The 16,356-nt window shown below is 66.5% G+C and carries 18 protein-coding genes; 13 read left to right on the forward strand and 5 right to left on the reverse strand.

Features of this window, described 5'->3' with window-relative positions; all coding sequences use genetic code 11:
* Window positions 1-58: 58 nt before the first annotated feature.
* Window positions 59-973, reverse strand: coding sequence for a LysR substrate-binding domain-containing protein (locus ABGN05_RS25120; RefSeq protein ID WP_367956767.1), 915 nt, complete (start codon window positions 971-973; stop codon window positions 59-61).
* 92 nt (window positions 974-1,065) lie between these two features.
* Here ABGN05_RS25120 and ABGN05_RS25125 point away from each other — a divergent pair, with 92 nt between their 5' ends.
* From ABGN05_RS25125 to sbmA, 3 genes are all read left to right on the forward strand, one after another.
* Window positions 1,066-1,287, forward strand: coding sequence for a hypothetical protein (locus tag ABGN05_RS25125; protein ID WP_367956768.1), 222 nt, complete (start codon window positions 1,066-1,068; stop codon window positions 1,285-1,287).
* Window positions 1,288-1,505: 218 nt separating this feature from the next.
* Complete coding sequence (locus tag ABGN05_RS25130) at window positions 1,506-2,675, forward strand: YbfB/YjiJ family MFS transporter (protein ID WP_367956769.1); 1,170 nt, start codon at window positions 1,506-1,508, stop codon at window positions 2,673-2,675.
* 147 nt (window positions 2,676-2,822) lie between these two features.
* A complete protein-coding gene (gene sbmA, locus ABGN05_RS25135; protein ID WP_367956770.1) occupies window positions 2,823-4,100 on the forward strand; it encodes a peptide antibiotic transporter SbmA in 1,278 nt (425 codons plus the stop codon).
* A 12-nt stretch (window positions 4,101-4,112) separates the two neighbouring features.
* On the opposite strand, the gene ABGN05_RS25140 is transcribed toward sbmA, so the two are convergent.
* A complete protein-coding gene (locus ABGN05_RS25140) occupies window positions 4,113-5,102 on the reverse strand; it encodes a polysaccharide deacetylase family protein (protein WP_367956771.1) in 990 nt (329 codons plus the stop codon).
* A 2-nt stretch (window positions 5,103-5,104) separates the two neighbouring features.
* On the opposite strand from ABGN05_RS25140, the gene ABGN05_RS25145 reads away from it, so the two are divergent.
* From ABGN05_RS25145 to ABGN05_RS25185, 9 genes are all read left to right on the forward strand, one after another.
* The gene (locus ABGN05_RS25145; RefSeq protein ID WP_367956772.1) at window positions 5,105-5,815 is read left to right on the forward strand and encodes an NnrU family protein; all 711 of its coding nucleotides are present in this window, start codon (window positions 5,105-5,107) and stop codon (window positions 5,813-5,815) included.
* Window positions 5,816-5,922: 107 nt separating this feature from the next.
* Window positions 5,923-6,588, forward strand: a complete 666-nt coding sequence (locus tag ABGN05_RS25150) for a tetratricopeptide repeat protein (RefSeq protein WP_367956773.1) — start codon at window positions 5,923-5,925, stop codon at window positions 6,586-6,588.
* A 9-nt stretch (window positions 6,589-6,597) separates the two neighbouring features.
* Entirely contained in the window at window positions 6,598-8,028 is a 1,431-nt protein-coding gene (der, locus tag ABGN05_RS25155) for a ribosome biogenesis GTPase Der (RefSeq protein ID WP_367956774.1), read from the forward strand.
* A gap of 107 nt (window positions 8,029-8,135) precedes the next feature.
* Complete coding sequence (locus ABGN05_RS25160; RefSeq protein ID WP_373695982.1) at window positions 8,136-9,323, forward strand: cell wall hydrolase; 1,188 nt, start codon at window positions 8,136-8,138, stop codon at window positions 9,321-9,323.
* Between the two features lie 215 nt (window positions 9,324-9,538).
* Window positions 9,539-9,949 carry an AtpZ/AtpI family protein gene (locus ABGN05_RS25165; RefSeq protein WP_373695983.1) on the forward strand — a complete coding sequence of 137 codons (411 nt, stop codon included), beginning with the start codon at window positions 9,539-9,541 and terminating at the stop codon, window positions 9,947-9,949.
* A 51-nt stretch (window positions 9,950-10,000) separates the two neighbouring features.
* Window positions 10,001-10,750, forward strand: a complete 750-nt coding sequence (locus ABGN05_RS25170) for a F0F1 ATP synthase subunit A (protein WP_367956777.1) — start codon at window positions 10,001-10,003, stop codon at window positions 10,748-10,750.
* A 70-nt stretch (window positions 10,751-10,820) separates the two neighbouring features.
* A complete protein-coding gene (locus ABGN05_RS25175) occupies window positions 10,821-11,045 on the forward strand; it encodes a F0F1 ATP synthase subunit C (RefSeq protein ID WP_367956778.1) in 225 nt (74 codons plus the stop codon).
* Between the two features lie 68 nt (window positions 11,046-11,113).
* On the forward strand, window positions 11,114-11,701 hold the full coding sequence (locus tag ABGN05_RS25180) for a F0F1 ATP synthase subunit B (RefSeq protein ID WP_367956779.1): 588 nt from the start codon (window positions 11,114-11,116) through the stop codon (window positions 11,699-11,701).
* Window positions 11,702-11,710: 9 nt separating this feature from the next.
* A complete protein-coding gene (locus ABGN05_RS25185; protein WP_367956780.1) occupies window positions 11,711-12,190 on the forward strand; it encodes a F0F1 ATP synthase subunit B in 480 nt (159 codons plus the stop codon).
* Window positions 12,191-12,259: 69 nt separating this feature from the next.
* Here the strand turns inward: ABGN05_RS25185 and rnhB are convergent, their stop codons facing one another.
* The 3 genes from rnhB to ABGN05_RS25200 all read right to left on the reverse strand — a co-directional run bounded on the left by rnhB (window position 12,260) and on the right by ABGN05_RS25200 (window position 15,437).
* Entirely contained in the window at window positions 12,260-12,940 is a 681-nt protein-coding gene (rnhB, locus tag ABGN05_RS25190) for a ribonuclease HII (RefSeq protein WP_367956781.1), read from the reverse strand.
* Between the two features lie 67 nt (window positions 12,941-13,007).
* On the reverse strand, window positions 13,008-14,432 hold the full coding sequence (locus ABGN05_RS25195) for an FAD-binding oxidoreductase (RefSeq protein WP_367956782.1): 1,425 nt from the start codon (window positions 14,430-14,432) through the stop codon (window positions 13,008-13,010).
* Window positions 14,433-14,435: 3 nt separating this feature from the next.
* Window positions 14,436-15,437 (reverse strand): L-threonylcarbamoyladenylate synthase, encoded by a 1,002-nt coding sequence (locus ABGN05_RS25200; protein ID WP_367956783.1) that lies wholly within the window; start codon window positions 15,435-15,437, stop codon window positions 14,436-14,438.
* Between the two features lie 175 nt (window positions 15,438-15,612).
* Between ABGN05_RS25200 and ABGN05_RS25205 the strand changes: the two genes are divergently transcribed.
* Window positions 15,613-16,233 carry a hypothetical protein gene (locus ABGN05_RS25205; protein ID WP_367956784.1) on the forward strand — a complete coding sequence of 207 codons (621 nt, stop codon included), beginning with the start codon at window positions 15,613-15,615 and terminating at the stop codon, window positions 16,231-16,233.
* The last annotated feature ends 123 nt before the right edge of the window (window positions 16,234-16,356 follow it).

Raw genomic sequence — 16,356 nt, forward strand, 5'->3', positions numbered from 1 at the left:
GGGTGGCTTGCCCCGATACATAGCTCCACCGCGGCTACCTTTCCACCGGGGAGGCGCGTCACGCGGCGGGAAGCCTCGCATGCAGCCGCGCGGTCTCCGCCATCGCCTCGCGGAGCCAGGCAACGAAGTCTCGCACCTTGCGGCTCGGGCGGGTGCCGGCCGCGGTGCAGACGTAATAGCCGAGCCCCAGGTCTGAGCGTATGCCGAGCGGCGCGGCTAGCCGGCCGTCGAGCAGCGCATCGGCGGCGATGAGCTGCCAGGCGAGCATGATGCCCTGGCCGGCGATCACGGTATCAAGGCAGAGCAGCGGGTCGTTCAGCCGCGCGCCTTGCAGCGGGCGGACGGGAGGGATGCCCGCCGCCGCGAACCACCGCTCCCAGTCGATCAGCGTCGAATCGTCGTCGATCGATGTCTCCCGGGCAAGGTCGGCGGCAGTCTTGATCCGGTGCGCCTTGGCCGCCGCCGCCACCACGAAGACCTGCTGCGGCAAAAGAAGTTCGGCGTCCACGCCGGGCCAGTGTCCGGTCCCCATGCGGATCGCGACATCGACGTCGGAGTCCCGCAGGTCGACCAGCCGTCCCGAAGCGTCGACGCGGACCAGGACCTTCGGGTAGCGGTCGAAATGAGTGCGCAGGCGCGGCACTAGCCATTTCGAAGCGAAGGCCGGCGCGACGGAAACCACCAGCGTGTCCTCCCCCGACGAACGAGCCTGACCGACGGCGGCGTCCAGTTCGCGGAAGGCGGTGGAAAGCCGCGCGAACATGACCGCACCCGCCTCGGTCGGCAGCAGCCCGCGCGCGGTGCGCCGGAACAGCGCCTTGCCGATCTGCTTCTCCAGCCGGCTGACCTGCTGGCTGACCGCGCTGGCGGACACGGCGAGTTCGTCGGCCGCGCCCTGCAACGATCCCGTTCGCGCCACAGCTTCCACGGCGCGCAGCCCGTTCAGGTGGATGCTGTTCAGGGATTGGTTCAAGATTTTCTAAACACGGATCGCGAACTTCTGGATCGCGGTTTGGCCTGAAAGTGCCGTATCAGAGCATGGATCGAACTGCAAGGAGACCGGTCATGCTGAAGTTTTTCTCAAGCATCACGAAGCAGTTCGCGCCGGGGCCACGCATGCCGCTCGCCGCGGACGAGGAAATGTCCGGCTGGCAGGCCGATCCGCTCTCGCATCCCGTGATCGCGAGCATGGATCTCCGGCAACTGGCCGACCTGCAGTTCCCGCGTCCCGCGGCGCAAGCTTCATGCACGCAGATGCGGGTCCGCCGGAACGGCCGTTCGGCCTGACCCCGGACGGCGGAATTCACATCCATCCGCGCTCCGCGGCACACGGCTTTTGGTCGCGGCAAGATCTGCGCTACGAAAGGCATTCGTCCGGATATGCCGAGTTCGGCGCCTGCGAGGCGTGGAAGGAATTCGGCGCCTCGCAGGTGCTCGCCGGGTGGCCCTATCGTTGGTCGCGGCCATCGCATTGAAACAGCGGCGCGCCCGGATATGGTCGCCGCATGAATTCCGAGACGGCCGCCCCCTTCCGCTACGCCATCGCCGGCATGATCGCCATGGCGGCAGCCATGGGCGTCGGCCGTTTCGTCTTCACGCCCATCCTGCCCGGCATGATGGAAGGCCTCGGGCTTTCTGCTTCCGACGCCGGGCTCATCGCGTCGGCCAATTATCTCGGCTATCTCGCCGGTGCGGTGCTGGCGAGCGGCGGCTGGGCGCACGGGCGGGAGCGCCGGGTCATGCTGGCCGGGCTCGGGGTCAACGCCCTCCTGCTCGGCTGGATGGGCATCGCCGACACGCTCCCCGCCTTCCTGCTGATCCGCTTCGTGGCGGGTTTGGCGAGCGCGTTCCTGATGATCTTCATGACCGCCATCGTCTTCAGCCGTTTCGCCGCCGCCGGGCGCGGCGATCTGCAGGCGGTGCACTTCGGCGGTGTCGGGATCGGCATCGCCGTCTCCGCGCTCATGACCGGCACGCTCTATCTGGGCGAAGCAGGATGGCGCACGGGTTGGCTCGCCTCTGGCGTCATTGCCCTGTTCGCCTTCGCGGCCGTCTACATCATGGCGCCGGGTGGAACCCTGCATCAGGCCGGCACGAGTCCGGCGACCCGCGAACCGGCCCTGCCGCGCAGCGCCGAACTCGCGAAGATCATCTTCGCCTACGGCATCTTCGGCGCGGGATACATCGTCACCGCGACCTTCCTCGTCGCGATCGTCCGGCAGGGCGGGGACGGACGTCTGTTCGAGTCGGTGGTGTGGCTGGCGACCGGCATCGCCGCGGTGCCGTCGGTCTGGCTCTGGGGCAAGGCCGCGCGCCGCATCGGGCCGACGATGACCTTCGGCATAGGCTGCATCGTGGAAGCGGTCGGCGTGGTCGCCAGCGTCTCGATTCCCGGACCCGCCGGGCCTCTCGTCGCGGCGGTCCTGCTCGGTGGGACGTTCGTCGCGGTGACCGCCTACGGTCTCCAGGCGGGGCGGCAACTCGCTGCCGCCGCACCGCGGCGCGCGCTGGCGCTGATGACCGCCTCCTTCGGGACCGGCCAGATTCTAGGGCCGATCGCTGCCGGCTATGGCGCCGACTGGACCGGCAGCTTCGCGGCGCCGTCCTTCGGGGGCGCGCTTGCACTGCTTTGCGCCGGAGCGATCGCATGGTCTGCGGGCGGGGCGCGGCGGTAGAGCGCTGCGAACCCGACAAAACTGTAACTTTGCATACCAACCATTCGCGGCTAACGATGATGGCCTAAGTCCGCCGGCAACGGCCGCCTGATTCCGGGCGACCCGTCCAGCGCGCCAGCCGCATACGCTCTCCGAGGATGATCGCCAGTGTTCGTATCGTTCTTCCCCAAGCCGAAGCTGTTCTTCATCTCTTTCGTGGCCTGGACCGCCTTCGCGGTCGCGGTCTGGTACATGTTCGGTCGGGATCTGGGTACCGCGTTCGGCATGCCGCCGGCGGCGGCGGACGCCGTTCCCATCGTCGGCGCGCATTATTTCTGGGCGCCGGAGTTCCTCTGGTTCTACATCTACTTCGTTGTCGCGACGGGCCTCTTCGCCGCGTTCTGGTACGTCTACTCGCCGCATCCATGGGCGCACTGGTCGATCCTCGGCTCGGCGCTGATCCTCTTCTCGACCTATTTTTCCGTCCAGGTCAGCGTCGCCATCAACAACTGGCGTCGCCCGTTCTTCGACATGGTCCAGCAGGCGCTCACCCCGCCCGCCTCCGTGGCGCCGGCCGATCTCTACGCGCTGATCCTGGTCTTCGCCCAGATCGCCTTCCTGTGGATCGCGGTCTACGTCGCGACGCGCTTCTTCGTCAGTCACTACATCTTTCGCTGGCGCACCGCGATGAACGACTACTACATGGCGCACTGGCCGCGGCTGAGGAAGATCGAGGGCGCCTCGCAGCGCATCCAGGAAGACACGATGCGCTTTGCCTCGACGGTCGAGGGGCTGGGCGTCGCGATGGTCGATGCGGTGATGACGCTGATCGCCTTCCTGCCGATCCTTTACGCATTGTCCGCGAACGTCACCGAACTGCCGATCATTGGTGCGGTGCCGGCACCACTGGTCAACGCCGCTATCTTCTGGTCGCTCTTTGGCACGGTTCTCCTGGCGGTGGTCGGCATCAGGCTGCCCGGCCTCGAGTTCCGCAACCAGCGGGTCGAGGCGGCTTACCGCAAGGAACTCGTCTACGGCGAGGACCACGAGGACCGCGCCCGGCCGCCGACGGTGCACGAGCTCTTCGCCAACGTGCGGAAAAACTATTTCCGCCTCTATTTCCACTACATGTATTTCAACGTCGCCCGGTCGTTCTACATCCAGGCCGACAACATCTTCGCGTACTTCATCCTCATCCCGACGATCGCGGCCGGCCGCATTACCTTTGGCTTGCTCCAGCAGATCCTGACGGCGTTCACGCAGGTCAGTTCGTCGTTCCAGTATCTCGTCAACGCCTGGCCGACGATCGTGGAGCTTCTGTCGATATACAAGCGCCTCCATTCCTTCGAATCGGTGCTGAGCGGCGAGGGACTGCCCGAAATCGACCGCCGGTACATGGAGCGCGAGGCGGCAGGCGTTCCACCGGAGGACCAGCCGGCGGCGTGAGGTATCGGCCCGTCAGCCGCCGGCGTGCATCTCGGCCGCCTCGTCGAGGCGGTTGGAGAGGTCGGCATAGGTGAGGCACTCGACGTCGGCCCTGATGCAAACTTCGCCGGCGAACCGCTCCAGCGCGCGCCAGTAGGCGCCGCCGTTCATCAGCGTGAAGTGGAAGCCGGCCTGGAAGGGAATGCGTTCCCCGTCATACTGCCGTTGGAACGCCGCCATGAAGGCGCGGTAGGTGCGCTCCTCGAAGCTGCCGTCCGCGTCGTCTCTCTCGAAGCCGCCGGAATGGCGCACGAAGAGATTGTAGTCCATGGCGATGATCCGCCGCTCCTCGGGTCCCTCCGGCACCATCGGAAGCGCGAAATGCCGCAGCCCGTTCTTGGCTGCCGGGAAGACCGGACCGCGCGAGACGGTGCTGGCATCGTAGGTGAGGCCGCGCTCCCTGAGTGCTGCGTCGAGATTGTCCCCGGTCGATAGATACGGCGCCCGGAAGCCGTGGATGGCGGTCGACGCGAACGTCTGCCAGCCTTCGGGCTCGGGCTCGATGCCGTTGATCGTCCAGGCGTCGCGAAAGATGCGGTCGAACTCGGAGAATTCCGCCTTCCAGTCGGCGCGAGTCCACTCCTTGCCGTCGAAATGCCCGCAGCCATGGCTGGCGATCTCGTGGCCTTCGCCCGTCGCGGTCCAGACCTGCTCCAGCCGCTCCGCCACTTCTTGCCTCGACCTGGCGAAGCCGACATTCGATCTGCCGGCCTTCATTTCCGGCGGCCGATAGGTTTCCTTTGTCTCGGGCGAGAGCAGATAGACGCAGGACAGGAAATAGGTGAAGCGCGCCCCGGTCGCCGTCGCGAGCGCACGACTGCGCTTCCACTGCGCAATCTCGTGCGCTCCGTCGAACGAGATGACGACGTATTGGACCGGCTTATCCGGTGTGTGTGAACCGGCGGGGGAGGCGAGGGAGAAGGGGGCGGCAAGGCAGGCGAGGACGCGAAGGAATACAGGCATTTATGAAACTGCTCGATTGGAATGCCGCAGGCGTGACGGCGAAATGTGGCGAGGGTGGGGAGTGCGGCGACGTTTCCGGTTTCCAATCGGCATCGGCCGGGATAGGTTCCCCTCCAACAATCCGCGGGGCCGACATGCTGATCCTCATCCTGGGGCTGATCCTCTTTCTGGGAATCCATTCCGTGCGGATTTTCGCTCCCGCATGGCGCGAGGCGCGGATGGCGGCCATGGGCGAGCAGCCATGGAAGGGCATCTATTCGCTCGTTTCCTTTGTCGGTCTGATCGTCATCATCTGGGGCTATTCGCTCGCATGGCCCACGGCCCCGGTTCTTTACGAACCGCCGGTCTGGATGAAGCACGTCACGGCGCTGCTGATGTTGGTCGCCCTGATCTCGCTGATGATCTCGGTCGTTCCGACCGGCCGGCTGAAGCCCGTGCTGAAACACCCGATGCTGCTCGCGGTGAAGATATGGGCGTTTGCGCATCTGCTCGCGAACGGCGATCTCGCCTCGATCCTCCTTTTCGGCAGCTTCCTTGTCTGGGCCGTTCTCGCCCGCATCTCGGCCAAGCGCCGCGGCGACAATGGCCCCGCGGCGGCGGGTCCGGTGCGAAACGACGCGATAGGGGTCGCCGCCGGCATCGCGCTCTATCTTCTGTTCATCTGGCGGCTGCACCTTTGGCTTTTCGGCGCCGTGCCCCTGCCGGTCGCCTGAGCGGCATTTTCCGCCATCGCCCTTCCATATGGCGCATTTTCGGATAAAAGGCGCAGTCAACAAGACCCCGGACGAGAAGTGCGGGGAGGAAACGACGGTTTTATTGAATGTCGGACGACAGTTTCATCCGCGAAGTCAACGAGGAACTTCGCCAGGACCAGGCGCGGGCGCTCTGGGACCGCTACGGCACCTATGTCATCATCGTCGCCGCGGTCGTGGTGCTCGCAACCGGGGCGTGGGTAGCGTGGGAATACTGGACCGAGCGCCGCGCCAACGCCTCCGGTGACGCCTTCTCGCAGGCCCTGACGCTCGCCGACCAGGGCAAGACGGACGAAGCGCTGGCCGAACTCGCGCGGCTGCAGGAGGAAGGCTACGGCTCCTATCCGGTGCTGGCACGCATGCGCTCGGCAACCGTGCTCTCGGCGCGCGGCGATGCCGAGGCGGCGGTCGCCGCCTTCGACGGAGTGGCTGCCGAGAATTCGGTACCCGAGCCGATCCGCGACATGGCGCGGCTCCGTGCCGGGCTGATCCTGGTGGATCACGGGTCGTATGCGGATGTCTCGGCCCGTGTGGAAGGACTTGCGGCCGACACCAACCCTCTGCGCCATTCGGCGCGGGAGGCGCTGGGCCTCGCCGCCTGGAAGGAAGGCCGCCCGGCCGATGCTCTCGTATTCTTCGAGCAGATCGTCGACGACCAGGAAGCGCCGCGCAACACGCGCGAGCGCGCCACCCTCATGTCCGAACTGATCCGCGGTTCGGGCGCCTCGTCGTAACGTCGCGAGATGACCTTCAAGATCGCGATCGTCGGCCGACCCAATGTCGGCAAGTCGACGCTTTTCAACCGGCTGGTCGGCAAGAAGATCGCGCTCGTCGATGACACGCCCGGCGTCACGCGCGACCGGCGCGTGCACGATGCGCGGCTCTACGACCTGCGATTCGAGGTGATCGACACTGCCGGTTTCGAGGAAGCCGCCGCCGCGTCGCTCGAGGGCCGCATGCGCGCCCAGACCGAACTGGCGATTTCGGAAGCCGACCTCGTGCTCTTCATGATGGACGCCAAGGCCGGGCTCACGCCCAACGACCGTGCCTTCGCCGATGTCGTTCGCCGCTCGGGAAAGCCGGTCGTCCTGGTCGCCAACAAGGCCGAGGCGCGCGGCGCCGAATCCGGCATGTTCGAGAGTTTCGAGCTCGGCCTCGGCGAACCCATCCCGATATCGTCCGAGCATGGCCAGGGAATGCCGGACCTGCGCGAGGCGATCATCGCCGCGCTCGGAGAAGAACGCGTCTTTCCCGACGAACACGAAGAGGAGACGGCCTTCGCGCTGGAGCCGCTGGTCGGCGAGGACGTCGACCCCGACGCGGAGGACGTGCCGGCCTACGATCCGACCAAGCCGATGCGCATTGCCGTTATCGGCCGCCCCAACGCCGGCAAGTCGACGCTGATCAATGCCCTCTTGGGCGAGGAGCGGTTGCTGACCGGCCCCGAGGCCGGCATCACGCGCGATTCGATCTCGGTCGAATGGGAATGGCGCGGCCGCGGCATCAAGCTCTTTGATACCGCCGGCATGCGCCGCAAGTCGAAGGTGCAGGAAAAGCTGGAGCGGCTTTCGGTCGCCGACGGGCTGCGCGCCATCCGCTTCGCCGAGGTGGTGATCATCGTCCTCGACGCCACCATCCCTTTCGAGAAGCAGGACCTGCAGCTTGCGGACCTGATCATCCGCGAGGGGAGGGCGCCGGTGATCGCATTCAACAAGTGGGACCTGATCGACAACCCGCAGTCGCTGCTCGCCGAATTGCGGGAGAAGACGGATCGGCTCCTACCGCAGGCTCGCGGGATCCGCGCGGTCACCGTTTCCGCCGAGACCGGCCGGGGCCTCGACAAGCTTATGGACGCCGTCCTCAAGACGCACGAGATCTGGAACCGTCGCATCTCGACCGGAAGGCTCAACCGCTGGCTGGAGGGCGTCATCGCCCACCACCCGCCGCCCGCCGTGGCGGGCCGCCGCCTCAAGATAAAGTACGTCACGCAGGTCAAGGCGCGGCCGCCAGGTTTCGTGATCTCCTGTTCGCGCCCCGACGCGATGCCGCAGTCCTACATCCGCTATTTGGTTAACGGGTTGCGCGAGAGTTTCGATATCCCGGGCGTACCGATCCGCATCATGCTGCGCGCTCCCGACAATCCGTATGCCGGCAAGGCGAAATCGCGCCGGTAGAGGTGCCGCAGGCCTCTCCGGCGGCCATATTGATGCCGTTAACTCTCCCTCAAGGTTAATTCCGCATTGTCACTCCCCAGTGGTGTCGAGTGGCGTCCTGGAGAGTGCTGGTGAAACGAAAACTGGTGTCGCGGCAGTCTGCCGCCACGACCCACAAGTCCCCCTGCGTGTCCATCCTTCTCGTCGGCTTCGGTCTCTGGATCGGCTTCCCGACGACGGCAGCCCAGCAGGATATGGCGAGCTATGTGGCGGGCATCGAGGCGCCCAAGGAGCGCTGGGGCGCCGTGATCGAGAAGGCGGTCGCCGGATCGGTTCACTCGGCCGAGATGCGTTTTGTCGACGGCGACGTCACCGGTTCGATCTCCGGATCCGGCATCAGAACCGAAGAGATGGGCGCAGTCGCCTTCACCGGCAAGAACGGCTCCACCAGCGACATTCCGGACGAGGAGCGCATCAATCGCGGCGAGAAGAAGGACCGCATCGTCGATGTCACGCCCGTAGCGCCGCCGAAAGACTTCAACGCCGGTTCGGTGTTCAAGCGCACGAGCCTGCTTCAGCCTCCCTCGCTCGGCCAGGAGATCGTGATGGCCTTCGACAAGCCGGCGATCGCCGGCAGGGAGATCGAGATCGCCGCCGCCTTCCATCAGCGCGTGGAAAAGAAGGTCGATCCCGGCGTTCCCGCGATGCTGGCGAGCCTCGTCACGAGCGAGCAGGCGGACGTTCTCGCCACCGCCTATGCGCCGCCGGAACCCGACTACGCCGAAGCCTCCCCCTTCGAGACGCTTCTCAAGGGCGAGACCGATCCCAATGCGGGCCGCTTCATACCTCCGCTCGCCAAGGGCGATCACGCATGGATGAGCCAGCCCCTGCCCCCCGCCGTCTTCTCGGACGGCGAGCAGAAATGCCTGACCGCAGGCGTCTATTTCGAGGCGCGCGGCGAGAACCTGAAGGGCCAGGCCGCCGTCGCCCAGGTGATTCTCAACCGTGTCCGCAACCCGACCTATCCGAACTCCATATGCGGCGTCGTCTACCAGAACGACAGCTGGCGCAACCGCTGCCAGTTCTCCTTCGCCTGCGACGGCATCCGCGACCGCGTCGCCAGCCCGGCGCACTGGAAGACCGCCAAGGAGATCGCCATGGCCGTCACGGCCGGGAAGATCTTCATCCCGGAGGTGGGCTCGTCGACGCACTACCACGCCACATACGTTCATCCGCGCTGGGCGAACGCCATGGAGAAGATGAAGAAGATCGGTCTCCACGTCTTCTATCGCACCCATGGCGGCGGCTGGAACTGACCCGGCCGCGGCGGCGCGGCGCGCGGATTCGTCCCCCTGCCGGCGAACTTGATTCACGGACGTAGTGTCGCAGTGACTTAAGTATCTGAAATAAAGACAAAAAATGCTTCTGTGACAGGTGCTTCCGCTGGCTTGACTGCCAGAAGCGCCCTCACTATGGTGCGCGCGACTTTGAAGCGGGCAATCCGTCCAGGATTGAACGGGCAGGAGGTTGGATCGCCATGTCGGAACGGCCAGGCGATACCGGCAACCGGACACCCGGGCAGGACAGGGACGCGGGCGGCCGCGAGGACGATCTCGACCGCAGGCGCAAGGAACTCGACGCTGCCATTCTGGCGCGCCGCCCTGCCGCAGGCGAGAAGGATCGCGCCGATGGGTCGAGTGGCATGGCCGGGATCGGCAACGCGCTGAAGCTTTCCAGCGAATTCATCGCGGGAATCGTCGTCGGTGCAGCGATCGGCTGGATAATCGACCGCTTGGCGGGCACGTCGCCTTTCGGGCTGGTCGTCTTCCTGTTGCTCGGTTTCGGCGCCGGGGTGTTGAATGCGCTACGGTCCGCGGGGCTGATTACGCAGGCGGGGATACGTTCGTCCGGAAAGGACGAGGGCGGTTCCGGTCGGAAATGAATGGCGCCGCGTGCGCTGTGATATTGATGTTGATGAAGGCGGGGTAACACGGTGGCAAACGATCCGATCCACCAGTTCCAGATCTCCAGATGGGTGCCGATCGAGATCGGCGGCCTCGATTTCTCCTTCACCAATTCGTCCGCCTTCATGGTGGCGACGGTCGTGGCGGCAGGCGGCTTCCTCTATCTGTCGACCGCGAGCCGCGGGCTGGTGCCGAGCCGCATGCAGTCGGTCGCCGAGATGTCCTACGAGTTTGTCGCCAACATGCTGAGGGACGCGGCCGGCTCGCAGGGGATGCGGTTCTTTCCGCTGGTATTCTCGCTGTTCATGTTCGTGCTTTTCGCCAACCTGTTCGGCATGTTCCCGTATTTCTTTACGGTGACGAGCCACATCATCGTTACCTTCGCGCTGGCGCTGCTGGTGATCGGGACCGTCATTGTCTACGGCTTCATGAAGCACGGTTTCGGCTTCCTGAAGCTGTTCGTGCCCGAAGGCGTGCCCGGGATACTGGTTCCGTTGGTCGTCGCGATCGAGGTCATCTCGTTCCTGTCGCGTCCGATCAGCCTTTCGGTGCGTCTCTTCGCCAACATGCTGGCCGGCCACATCACGCTCAAGGTGTTTGCGGGCTTCGTCACGTCGCTCGGCGCCATGGGCGCGATCGGCATCGGCGGCGCCATCCTGCCGCTCGCCATGACCGTGGCGCTCACCGGCCTCGAGTTCCTCGTCGCCTTCCTGCAGGCCTACGTCTTCGCGGTGCTGACCTGCATGTACCTCAACGACGCGCTCCATCCAGGGCACTGACGTTTCACCGGCGGATCATCCGCCGCAACACCACCAACCGACTTTTCAAGCTTCAAGAAGGAGAATTCTCATGGAAGTAGATGCAGCTCAGGCGATCGGCGCGGGTATCGCATGCCTTGGCATGGGTGGCGCGGGCATCGGCCTCGGCACCATTTTCGGCAACTACCTCGCCGGCGCCCTGCGCAACCCCTCGGCAGCCGACGGCCAGTTCGGCCGACTGATCTTCGGCTTCGCCGTGACGGAAGCGCTCGGCATCTTCTCGCTCCTCGTCGCGCTGCTGCTGCTGTTCGCGTAAGAACCGGCCGCACGTCGCACGTTGCCGGCCGCGCATTCGCGGCCGGAAGGTTTTGACAGGAAGAGCGCATGTTTGTTGTACCGGCATATGCCCAGCAAGAAGTACCGGCAGGGCAGGACGCGGCACATGGCGAAGTGATCGAGGGGACCGAGACCGGTCACGGGGAAGGTTCCTTCCCTCCCTTCGAGCCTGCGTCGTATCCGTCGCAGATCCTGTGGCTGGCGATCATCTTCGGCCTCTTCTACCTGTTCCTCAAGCGCGTGGCACTGCCTCGCCTGGGCGGCATCCTGGAGGTGCGGCGCGACCGCATCGCGCAGGATCTCGACCAGGCCGCGCGGCTTAAGCAGGAGGCGGACGAAGCCATCGCGGCCTACGAGCAGGGGCTGGCGGACGCCCGCAAGAAGGCCAACCTGATCGGCCAAAAAGCCCGCGACGCCGCCAAGGCCGATGCGGATGCCGAACGCAGGAAAGTCGAGGCCGGCCTTGAGAAGAAGCTGGCGGAGGCCGAGGCGCGCATCGGGGAGATCAAGGCTTCGGCAATGCAGGACGTCGGCGCCATCGCGGAGGAGACCACCGCCGCGATCGTGCAGGCGCTCATCGGCGGCTCCGTCGGTAAGGCCGAAGTGGCCTCGGCCGTCCGGTCGTCGTCGAAATAGGAGGGCGGGATGGACGCAACATTCTGGGCAACGGTCGCCCTCGTCATCTTCCTCGGGATCATGATCTACGTGAAGGTCCCGGGCATGATCACGAAGTCGCTCGACGACCGCGCGGATCGTATCCGCGACGAACTGGAGCAGGCCCGCAGGCTGCGCGAGGAAGCGCAGGAACTCCTGGCGGAATACCAGCGCAAGCGCAAGGAAGCCGAGAAGGAAGCCGACGACATCGTCGCGGCAGCGAAACACGAGGCGGAACTGCTGGTCGGCGAGGCCAAGCAGAAGACCGAGGAATATGTCGCGCGTCGCACCGCGCTGGCCGAGCAGAAGATCGCCCAGGCCGAACGCGAGGCGGTGAATGAGGTCCGAGCCAACGCCGTCGACATCGCCGTTGCCGCCGCCCGCAAGCTCCTGGCCGACCGGGTCGACGCCAGCGTCGCGGACAACCTCTTCAAGTCCTCGGTGCAGGACCTGAAGACCAAGCTCAACTGAGCTACTTGGTTGTCATCTCTTGAAAAATGCCGCCCGCGAGGCGGCATTTTTCGTTCGAGAGAATGATCCTCACTCGAACTCCATCGCCATCGGCTCGGCGTCTGCCTTGAGCGGCGCGAATGTCATGCGGTGGATGCGCATGACGGCGCCGCTCTCCACGATCGCGGCGCGGTGGCGCACGGTCGCGTAGCCCATGTGGAGCTCGAAGCCGTAGGATGGATGCACCGCCGCGCAGCGCGTCATCATGCGGTCGCGAGTCACCTTGGCGACGATCGAGGCGGCGCCGATCGACTGCGAGCGTTGATCGCCCTTGACCAGCGCGTCGGCCTCGCAGCCCAGCCCCGGCGGTATGTCGCGGCCGTCGACAAGCGCGTGGCGCGGGTGCACGCACAGCGTCGCGGCGGCGCGGCGCATGGCCTCCAGGCTGGCGCGCAGGATGTTGATCGTGTCGATCCCGCCGGCGGCGACCGAGGCCACCGAGACGGCTGTGGCCTTGCGGATGATCTCCTCGAACAGGCGCTCGCGGTCGCAGGGCTTCAGCCGCTTCGAATCGTCGAGCCCCTTCGGTATCCGTTTCGGGTCGAGGATGACGGCTGCCGCGACGACGGGACCGGCCAGCGGCCCGCGTCCGGCTTCGTCGAGCCCGCACACCGGGCCCCGCCCGCGCGCTATCAGCCGCTTCTCGAACGAGAAATCAGGCGCCTGCGGCAGGTCGAAGAGCAGCGGGGCGGCGGTCTGGGAGCGAGTCATCGTGTCGCGAGTCTTTCATCCGTCGCGGATTCCCGCAAGACGGATCGGGCGGGTTCTCCCCGCTTTCCTAGATCACCTTGCCCGGGTTCATGATGCCGGTCGGATCGAAACTCGCCTTGATGCGCCGCATCAGGTCGGTGGCGACCGGCGGGGCGGTGGCGATCAGTTCGTCGCGCTTCATGCGGCCGATGCCGTGCTCGGCCGAGATCGAACCACCGAAGCCCCGCACGACGCCATGCACGATGTCGTTGATCTCGCGGTAGCGCCCGAGGAAGGCATTATCCTCCATGCCCTCGGGCTGCGAGACGTTGTAGTGCAGGTTGCCGTCGCCCATGTGGCCGAAGGTGACGAGCCGCGCGCCGGGTGCAGCCGCCAGCACCGCCGCCCCCGCCTCGCGGATGAATTCCGGAATGGAAGCGACGGGCACGGATATGTCGTGCTTGATCGAGACGCCCTCCGGCTTCTGCGCCTCCGACATCGCTTCGCGCACCGCCCAGAAGGCGTCGGCCTGCGACAGGTTCTGGGCGATCACGGCGTCGTCGGCGAGTTCCCGCTCTATCCCTTCGGCGAGCATCTCCTCGATCAGCCCGCGCGCATCCTCGGCCGAGCGGCCGGAGGAGATTTCCACCAGCACCAGCCATGGATGCTCGCCCGCAAGCGGTGCGACGATGCCGGGGATGTGCCGAACCGAGAAGTCGACGGCGATCCTGGCGCAGAGCTCGAAGGCCGTCAGCCCGCTGCCGGCGCGGTCCGAGGCCAGCGCGAAGAGCGCCAGCGCGGCCTCCGGCGAACGCAGGCCGATCCAGGCGACTTCGCGTCCCTTGGGCTTCGGAAAGAGTTTTAGTACCGCGGCGGTGATCACGCCAAGCGTGCCTTCCGCGCCGACGAAGAGGTTCTTCAGGTCGTAGCCGGTGTTGTCCTTCTTGAGCTTGCGCAGGTCGTCGAACACTTCGCCGGTCGGTAGCACGACCTCGACGCCGAGGCAGAGCTCGCGGGCGTTGCCATAGGCGAGCACCCCCGTACCGCCGGCATTGGAGGAGAGGTTCCCGCCGATCTGCGCGGTCCCCTGCGAGGCGAGCGAAAGGGGAAACAGCCGCCCCACCGCGTCCGCTGCCTCCTGAGCGCGCTGCAGCACGACGCCTGCCTCCACGGTCATGGTGTTCGAGGAGACGTCCACCTCGCGAATGCGGTCGAGGCGGGAGAGCGACAGCACGACCTGCCCGCCGCTCATGTCGGGCGTCTGTCCTCCGACCAGCCCCGTATTGCCGCCCTGCGGCACCACCGGCGTCCCGGTTTCCGTCGCCAGCGCCAGGATACGCGACACCTCCTCCACGCTGCCCGGCCGAAGCACGAGGCTCGTCCGGCCGCCAAAAAGTCCGCGCCGCTCGCTGACGAAGGGCGCGACGTCGGCTTCGGCTACCAGCGCGTGGCGCTCGCCGACGATGGCGGCGAAACGGGCGACGAGCGAGGGGAGGGGAACAGCCGCTGGCATGGTTCAGAAATCCGCCACCTCGGCGTCTTGGGAGACAATCGTAGAATCACCCCGCGGCGCCGCCGCCCGCGCCAGGCGGTCGTTGATCGCCTCGCCGAGCCCCTGCCTCGGCACGGGCTCGACGGCGATCGAATGCGCGCCGCAGCGGTCGAGCGCCGCGAGATGCGCGAAGAGGCTGGCCGCCGCCTCGCGCAGATCGCCCGAAAGCGACAGGTTCTCGACCGCCACGGCATTCTCGGCTTTAGCGATTCTCTTCGGCCCGAAGGCGAGCAGCGCCTCTCCGGTGCGCACCTCGGACGCGTTCAGCCGCACCGTGGCGTTCGGCGCGTAGTGGGAGACGAGCATACCGGGTGCCTCGACCGTGGCCCCCGCTCTCCCGCGCGACAGCGGCGCGCCCAGCACCGCCTCGATCTCCTCGGCCGCCACGCCTCCGGGACGCAGGAGCTGCACCCTGCCGTCCTCTACCTTGACGATGGTCGATTCGACCCCGACCGAAGCCGCGCCGCCGTCGACGATGAGCGGGATGCGCTCACCGAGATCGGCCTCGACGGCCCTGGCGCTCGTGGGGCTCACGCGGCCGGAGGAATTGGCACTGGGGGCCGCGATCGGCCTGCCCGTGCTGGCGGCGAGCCGTGCCGCGAAGCCGCGCGGCATGCGGATTCCCACCGTACCGAGCCCGGCCGTGACCAGCGGGCTCACCGGCGCGCCCGCCTTCAGCGGCAGCACCAGCGTTAGCGGACCGGGCCAGAAGATGTCGGCGAGCCGGGCCGAAACGGGATCGAACGTGCCGATCCGGTCTGCCATATCCCGGTCGCAGACATGCACGATCAGCGGGTTGAAACGCGGCCGGCCCTTGGCCTCGTAGATGCGGGCCACCGCCTCGCCGTTCGTGGCATCGGCGGCGAGTCCGTAGACCGTCTCGGTCGGCACGGCGACGGGAAGGCCGGCGAGGATCAGCTCGCACGCCCGTTCCAGCGCTCGGTCTTCCGGGAGGATCTCCGCCATCGGCCGCCTTTCGTCTCTTCGGCGCTGCCTATCGCGCGGAATTGCCGGCGGCAAGTGACGCCGTGTCATCATTTTCTTAATCGGTCAAATGTTATCGGTGGCGGCAATGGGAATGAAGGCGCCTGGATGCTAGGCGCCTTCCGTTGCATGTCCACGCCATGAAGGCGGGAGCGGTATGAAATCTTTGGGCCTGGCCGTGTTCGCATGCGGCTTGCTGTTGACGCAGCAGGCGGGCGCCTCCTCGTTCGCAGTTTTCGGCGCGCCTCCGGCCGGGCCTTCGCGTTCGATCATCGTCATCGGCGAGCCGGCGTTCGAGGACCCGCAAGTGGTCCTGGCGCCGCCCGACGACACCATCCGCACCGCGGCATTTTCCGGTTCCGGCGAGACACCACAAGACGCCGCCGCAACGCTCTCTTCCGTCCGTCAGGAAGCCGCAGACGACTGGCCGCCGGCGCTCAGCAGTTCAATGGTCGCCTATGGCGAACCATCGGCGCGGCCGAGGCCGGACGCCGATGGTGGACCTGGCGGCCTGCCGATGGTGATCCGTGGTGGACTGGTGGGCGATGCTTATCCGACGACAACGGCACGCTCCGAGGCCTCGCCTGCCTCTATCGGCGCGCCGCGCACGGAGCCGACCGAAAAACGCGCCGGTCGAAAACCGGATGCGCCGGCCGTGGCCGAACGGCACGGCAGCCTACCATCCGATAGGCCATCGGGAGGCGACAAGGCGCCGGATCCGGCTACCACGCCACCGGCCCCCGCGCCGCCCCCGCCGCCGACGCAGCGGCTGGAGTAGGCTTCACATACAGCCCGGCGTCTCCCTCGCAGTTGATCGAAATGCGTGTCGGAGCCGCGCAGCGCCCCACGGGATCACGGGTCGTGGCGGCCGAGCGCTCCGAGTACGCCCACCCTCGACGCC

Source organism: Aquibium pacificum, assembly GCF_040839445.1.
GTDB classification, from domain to species: domain Bacteria; phylum Pseudomonadota; class Alphaproteobacteria; order Rhizobiales; family Rhizobiaceae; genus Aquibium; species Aquibium pacificus.